This is a genomic window from Streptomyces sp. NPDC087787, assembly GCF_044743035.1.
In the GTDB taxonomy this organism is placed as follows: domain Bacteria; phylum Actinomycetota; class Actinomycetes; order Streptomycetales; family Streptomycetaceae; genus Streptomyces.
In genome coordinates, this window is record NZ_JBIUVQ010000050.1 from 1 (window position 1) to 6,039 (window position 6,039).

6 protein-coding genes are annotated in these 6,039 nt (G+C 69.5%); 3 read left to right on the forward strand and 3 right to left on the reverse strand.

Annotated features, from left to right (window positions below; all coding sequences use genetic code 11):
* Positions 1-177: 177 nt before the first annotated feature.
* The 3 genes from ACIOWN_RS34310 to ACIOWN_RS34320 form a co-directional block, all read right to left on the reverse strand.
* Positions 178-372 carry a hypothetical protein gene (locus ACIOWN_RS34310; RefSeq protein WP_362357737.1) on the reverse strand — a complete coding sequence of 65 codons (195 nt, stop codon included), beginning with the start codon at positions 370-372 and terminating at the stop codon, positions 178-180.
* A gap of 107 nt (positions 373-479) precedes the next feature.
* The gene (locus ACIOWN_RS34315) at positions 480-2,072 is read right to left on the reverse strand and encodes an MFS transporter (RefSeq protein WP_401984447.1); all 1,593 of its coding nucleotides are present in this window, start codon (positions 2,070-2,072) and stop codon (positions 480-482) included.
* A gap of 108 nt (positions 2,073-2,180) precedes the next feature.
* On the reverse strand, positions 2,181-3,194 hold the full coding sequence (locus ACIOWN_RS34320; RefSeq protein ID WP_362357741.1) for an NAD(P)/FAD-dependent oxidoreductase: 1,014 nt from the start codon (positions 3,192-3,194) through the stop codon (positions 2,181-2,183).
* 96 nt (positions 3,195-3,290) lie between these two features.
* Here ACIOWN_RS34320 and ACIOWN_RS34325 point away from each other — a divergent pair, with 96 nt between their 5' ends.
* The 3 genes from ACIOWN_RS34325 (at position 3,291) to ACIOWN_RS34335 (ending at position 6,022) form a co-directional block, all read left to right on the forward strand.
* The gene (locus ACIOWN_RS34325) at positions 3,291-3,878 is read left to right on the forward strand and encodes an XRE family transcriptional regulator (RefSeq protein WP_362357743.1); all 588 of its coding nucleotides are present in this window, start codon (positions 3,291-3,293) and stop codon (positions 3,876-3,878) included.
* Between the two features lie 128 nt (positions 3,879-4,006).
* Positions 4,007-4,876, forward strand: coding sequence for a class I SAM-dependent methyltransferase (locus tag ACIOWN_RS34330; protein WP_401984450.1), 870 nt, complete (start codon positions 4,007-4,009; stop codon positions 4,874-4,876).
* 204 nt (positions 4,877-5,080) lie between these two features.
* Entirely contained in the window at positions 5,081-6,022 is a 942-nt protein-coding gene (locus tag ACIOWN_RS34335) for a recombinase family protein (protein WP_401984451.1), read from the forward strand.
* The last annotated feature ends 17 nt before the right edge of the window (positions 6,023-6,039 follow it).

Sequence of the window (6,039 nt, forward strand, 5' to 3'; positions counted from 1 at the left end):
GACACGTCGATGCCGGACGGGTAAACAAGCACGTGAAGCCTCTGGTGGAGACGGTTCTCTTGGTCGAAAACCCATCTACCAGGGGCTTCACCACGCTGTCAGCCCAACTGCCGTGATCCGCACTCAAGTTGGAAAGGGCTCAGTGCGTGAGGTGGTCCCCGATTCCAGCGCAGAGCATCACCCCATGTGATAGGCGGGCGGGGCGGCTTTACGCGGCGGCGGTGGGCTCCAGCCGGTGCAGGTGAGCTGTCCACTGGCGGCACTCACGTCGGCGAGCACAGCCTCGTACTCGGCGCCGACGGGCGAGATCATCGAGACGGACACGGTGAGCAGGACCTTGGCGCGGCCTTCACGGACTTTGGTCCGGGTCACGAAATCGGCGCACGATCAGCCGGACCGGGGTCCGTCGGCTGATCGTGCGCCGGCGAACGCGATGTTCACGGAGCGGTGTGTCTGGTGTGCGTCTGGCTCGTGTGCGGTCAGCGGGCGGCGAGGGTCTCGGCGGTTTCTGCCTCGGCGGTGACCGCAGGTGTCGTGTTCTTGGGGCCGCGGAAGACGATGTAGACGAGCAGGGCGCCCATGACGGCGGCGCCTGCCCACATGGACTGCTGCCAGCCGTCGACGAAGGACTGCTGGGCTGCGTGGAGCAGGTCCTGGGCGTGCGGGCCGGCGTTGCCGGCTGCTTCGACGGCGTTGGCAACGCCGTCGCGGGCGGTGTCCGCGGTTCCCTGCGGGATGCCGTGCAGCCGGTTGTCGATGGCGCTGCGGTAGCCGTTGGCCAGCAGCGCGCCGAGCAGAGCGACGCCGAGTGCGGTACCGAACTCGCGGGTGACGTCGTTCAGGGCGGAGGCCACGCCCTGCTTGGCGCGCGGCAGGGACGCGGTGATGGCGGTGGTGGACGGGGTCATCGACAGACCCATGCCCAGTCCCATGACGAGCAGTCCGGGCAGGATGGACAGGTAGCCGCCCTTGGCGGAGACGAGCAGGGCCATGAGTACGAGACCGAGTCCGGCCAGCGCGATGCCCGCGGCCATGGTGGAGCGGGAACCGATGCCCGCGGCGAGCTTGGGGGCCAGGCCGGAGGTGGCCATCATCATGACGGCCATGGGCATCATGGCGGCGGTGGACAGCAGCCCGGACCAGCCGAGCACGGCCTGGAAGAACGGGAAGAGGACCACGCCGATGCCCGCCTGGACACCGAAGACCACCAGCAGTGTGATCGAGCCGCCGCTCAGGCCACGCTCGCGGAACAGCCGCACGTCCAGCAGTGCGTTGTCGTGGCGCTGCAGCTCCCAGGCCACGAAGCCGATGGCCGCGAGGAGACCGACGGCGAGGCTGATCAGAGTGACGGGGGCGGTCCAGCCGTGTTCGGGGCCCTCCTGCAGGACGAAGATGAGGCCGGTCACGGCGAGGGTGGAGAGCAGCGCACCGGCGGTGTCGAAGCGGTGGGCCGAGGTCTCGCGGGAGTTGGGAACCGACTTCGCCGTCATGGCCAGGGCCGCGAGGATCAGGGCCACCGGCAGAGCGAACAGCCAACGCCAGGAGGCGACGTCGACGAGGAGGGCGGAGAGGAACATACCCAGGATGCCGCTGCCGCCGGCGACGCCGGTCCATACGCCGATCGCCTTGTCGCGCTGTTCCTCGGGGAAGGTAGAGGTGATGACGGCCAGGGTGATCGGCATGATCATCGCGGCGCCGATACCGCTGGCGACGCGTGCGGCAATCATCACCTCCGCCGTCGGGGCCAGGGCCGAGACGACGGTGGCGACGCCGAAGAAGCCCAGTCCGGCGAGGAGCATGGGCTTGCGTCCCAGGCGGTCGCCGATGGCGCCGAGCGGCAGCAGCAGAGCGGCCAGGGCGAGGGTGTAGATGTTGATGATCCACAGGACCGTGTTCTGCGAGGCGCCGAACTCCACTGCCATGTGGGTCTGCGCGACGTTCAGCCCGGACACCGAGGCGATGACCGACATCAGCGCGAGGGAGACGGTGATCAGGACCGTCCGCAGCTGACGCGCGTCTGGGCTGCCTTCGCCACTGGCTGGCGCGGCTTGTGGGGGCTGGGGTGTGCTCATGGATTTCCTCACAAAATAGGCATGCCGAGCTGACGCCGGGCAGGGCCGGTCGGTGGGTGAACGGGGCGGGTTGGGCCGGGCGGTCGGCTGGGCCCCCGGGAGGCGTTGTCAGGGGGCGGGTGTCTCGCCCCGCGCGGCGGCGAGCGCAGCGTCGGTGTCCGCGGTGACCAGCACGGCGTTGATGTGGGAGCCGGCCAGGGCGCCGGCCGCGGCAGAAGCGCCGACCTGGGCGGCAAGGTCGGTGGCGTTGCCTGCCACCCACACGCCCGGCACCTCGGTGGTGCCGGCCATGCCGGAGGCGAAGCGGCGGCCCATGTGGTCTGGCAAGTCCTCCACGGGAAGCTTCAGCGCGTCCAGGCCCTTGGTGCGGGCCTGCATCTGTGTGGCGACCGCGAGGACGCGGCGGCCCACAACCTGGCCGCCGGTCAGGCGCAGCCCGGCGATGGTGCCGTCCTCGTGGTTGACGACCTCCTGCACCGGGGTGTCGACGATGGGGATGTTGCGGGCGGCGAAGCGGGCGCGGGTGTTCTCATCCAGGGCGGTGCCGTGGGTGAAGTAGGTCAGGTCCTCGGTCAGTTGGCGGAACAGGAATGCGTGGTGGACGGAGGCCGGGCCGGTGGCGAGGACGCCGATGGGCTGGTCGCGGACCTCCCAGCCGTGGCAGTACGGGCAGTGCACCACACTGTCTCCCCAGTGTTCGGCGAGGCCGGGGACCTCGGGCAGCACGTCCCGCAGACCCGTGGCCACCAGGAGGCGGCGTGCGGTGATGCTGTGGCCGTCAGCCAGGGTGAGGGTGAAACGCAAGTCTCCGTCGGCCGACGGGGCGGCCGGGGCGGCAAAGGCCACCGTGCCAAAGACGATGTGTCCGCCGTACTGGCGGACCTGCTCCCGGCCCCGCCGGAGGATCTCGCGCGGCTCGGTGCCGTCCAGCGCGATGAAGCCGTGCATGGCCGCAGCCGGCGCGTTGCGCGGGGAGCCGTTGTCGATCACGACGACCGACCGGCGGGAGCGGGCCAGAGTCAAAGCACCGTTCAGGCCTGCGGCGCCCCCGCCGATCACCACTGCGTCGACGGTTCCACCGGGCAGTGCGTCGCTCGCGTACGGAGAAGTCGTCATAGCCATGTCCTCCTGCTGTTTCGTCATGCGTGGTCCCAGACACTGCGGACCATCTACACAGACGCTAACCCCGCATTGCATCTAAGGCATATAATGTTGCTCATGACGCAAGAAAGTGGAGAGCTGGACGGCCTCGTACGCAAACGAATCCGCGCGCTGCGGGTGGCGCAGGGCCTGTCACTGGAAGAACTGGCCACCCGCGCCCACCTCAGCCAGTCCTCACTGAGCCGCATCGAGAACGGCCAGCGCCGCCTCGCACTGGACCAGCTGGTCACCCTCGCCCGCGCCCTGGACACCACGCTGGACCAGCTCGTGGTGTCCGCCACCGACGACGTCGTCACCAGTCCGACGATCGACAGCGCCCACGGCCGGATGCGCTGGACCCTGAAGGCCGACCCCGGCATGAGCGTGGTGCGCCAGCGCCTGACCGACCCCCCGCCCGACAACCCCGCCCGCATGCGCGCCCACCCGGGGCGCGAGTGGCTCGTCGTGCTGTCCGGCACCGCGATCCTCATGCTCGGCCAGCGCCGCTTCCGCATCGAGACCAACCAGGCCGCCGAGTTCCCCACAATGATGCCGCACGCGATCGGCGCCGGGGGTGGACCCTGCGAGATCCTGGGTCTCTTCGACCGCGACGCCCGCCGCGGCCACCAGCGCGACGACGGCGACGCTCAAAGCCCTCCCGAATGACGGCGCGAGCCACACGACGGCCTCCGCAGCGGCGCCCTTTTGCGCGTCACGCAGCAGCTACGGCCATCGTCTTGCGCAAACAGGGAGACAGTACGCCTCTGGCGCATAGTCGACCTACGGTGAAGAGCGTGAACCAAGCACACACGCACACCACCCACCACGGCGTTTCGCACGGCCACCACCTCGAGCAGGACACCAGCGATCAGGCGGAGATCCTCGACCTGGACGCCGAGGTCCTCGCCGAGCACACCGCCTCCATCACCGAGTCGCTGCCACTGAAGACCGCCCCCGGCCACATCGTGGACCTCGGCTGCGGCACGGGCGCGGGCACCTTCGCCCTCCTCGACCGCTTCCCCGACGCGCACGTCACCGCCGTCGACACGTCCGCCGAACACCTTCAGCGCCTGCGCACCAAGGCGTGCACCCGCGGCGTCGAGGAACGCGTGCGCACCGTGCAGGCCGACCTCGACGACGCCTGGCCCGACCTCGGCTCGCCCGACCTGATCTGGGCATCGGCATCGATGCACCACATGGCCCACCCCGAGCGCGCGCTGCGCACCGTCCACGACGCGCTCGCGCCGGGCGGCCTGTTCGCCGTCGTCGAACTGGCCGGCCACCCCCGCTTCCTGCCCGAGAATGCCCCCAAGGAGCGGCCCGGCCTGGAAGAGCGCGTCCACGCCGCAGCCGACCGCCGCCAAGCCGAACACATGCCCCACCGCGGCGCCGACTGGGGCCCGATGCTGACCGCCGCCGGCTTCACCGTCGAGGACGAACGCACCATCGCCGTGGACATCGAGGGCGACCGCAGCGAAGCGATCGGCCGCTACGCCCTCGGCGTCCTGCAACGCATCCGCAGCGTCATCGCCGACAGGCTCTCCCCCGAGGACCTCTGCGCGCTCGACCGGCTCCTCGACACCACCAGCCCGCACAGCATCCTGCGCCGCGACGACCTGACGGTACGCACCGAACGCACCGTCTGGGCCACCTTCCGCGCCTGACACCTAACACGGGGTGCCACGTCCGGCGCGGTCACGCGGAACCAGGCCGTCACGTCCGCGTGGCACAAGGGCATTCTCACAAATGACCATCTGTGCGAGTTCTGCGAGAGCCCCGAAACGTGATCCGTTTGCGCAGGTCGCGATTCGCAGAAGTCCTCTCAGAACTCGGGCGTTCTGCGAGACACCTTCTGCGACACTGATCGCGTGGATCTGACGCCCGATCAAGCCGCAGACGCGGTAGAACGCAACGACTGCCCCAAGTGCGAGGCGCCCGCCGGGAGCGCGTGCCGAACGCGCGGCGGGAAGACCGCGACGAAGTACCACACGCCGCGCTTCGTCCTCATCGCCGCGCTGCGCGAGGAACTCGAAGTCCTCATCCCCGCAGACCGCTCACCCGGCCGCCCCTGGAAGCAGGGACCGGCCCCCGCCGCGGTGCCCGCGCAGCGCACCGCGAAGCCCATCCGCATCGGGTACGCCAGGACGTCAACAGCCCGCCAGGAGCTGGCGAGCCAGCTCGAAGCCCTCCGAGAAGCAGACTGCCACAAGATCTACCAGGAGCAGATCAGCACCCGGATCAAGGTCCGGCCCGAGCTTCAGGCCGCGCTCAAGCTGGCCCGCCAGTTCAAGGAAGCCACCCCCGACACCCCGGTCATCTTCACCGTCCACGAGCTCAAGCGCCTCGCGCGGAACGCGGCCGAGTTGATGACGCTGTCCGCCGAGCTCCAGGCCGACGACATCCAGCTCGAACTCCTCACCGGCCCGCTCGCCGGCATCTACGACCCCAATGGCATGGGCGCCATGTTCTTCGCCGTCCTGGCCGTCGCCGGGCAGATTGAGCGCAACTACATCCGGGAGAAGACCCTCGAAGGACAGGTCAGCGCCGCGAAGAAGGGCAACCACGGCGGACGCCCCAAAGTCATCGACGACGACATGCTCACCTTCGCCCTCGCGCTCAAGGACAAGGGGGTCCCCGTCCCCGAGATCGCGGGCAAGCTCACCATCAAGACCGGCAAGAACAAGGACAAGCACCCCTCCGTCGCCTCGCTCTACCGCGCGTTCGCCGAAGCCGGGGTCTGTCAAACGAGCGGTGTAACCAGGGTGGTTGGGGTTACTGACGGGCTGCGGAGAGTCGGCCGTCGAAGGTGATGTCGAAGGCGTTCAGG

Coding starts and splice junctions, on each gene's coding strand:
- ACIOWN_RS34315 (WP_401984447.1), bottom strand. CDS start 2,072: ATGAGCACACCCCAGCCCCCACAAGCCGCGCCAGCCAGTGGCGAAGGC.
- ACIOWN_RS34320 (WP_362357741.1), bottom strand. CDS start 3,194: ATGGCTATGACGACTTCTCCGTACGCGAGCGACGCACTGCCCGGTGGA.
- ACIOWN_RS34325 (WP_362357743.1), top strand. CDS start 3,291: ATGACGCAAGAAAGTGGAGAGCTGGACGGCCTCGTACGCAAACGAATC.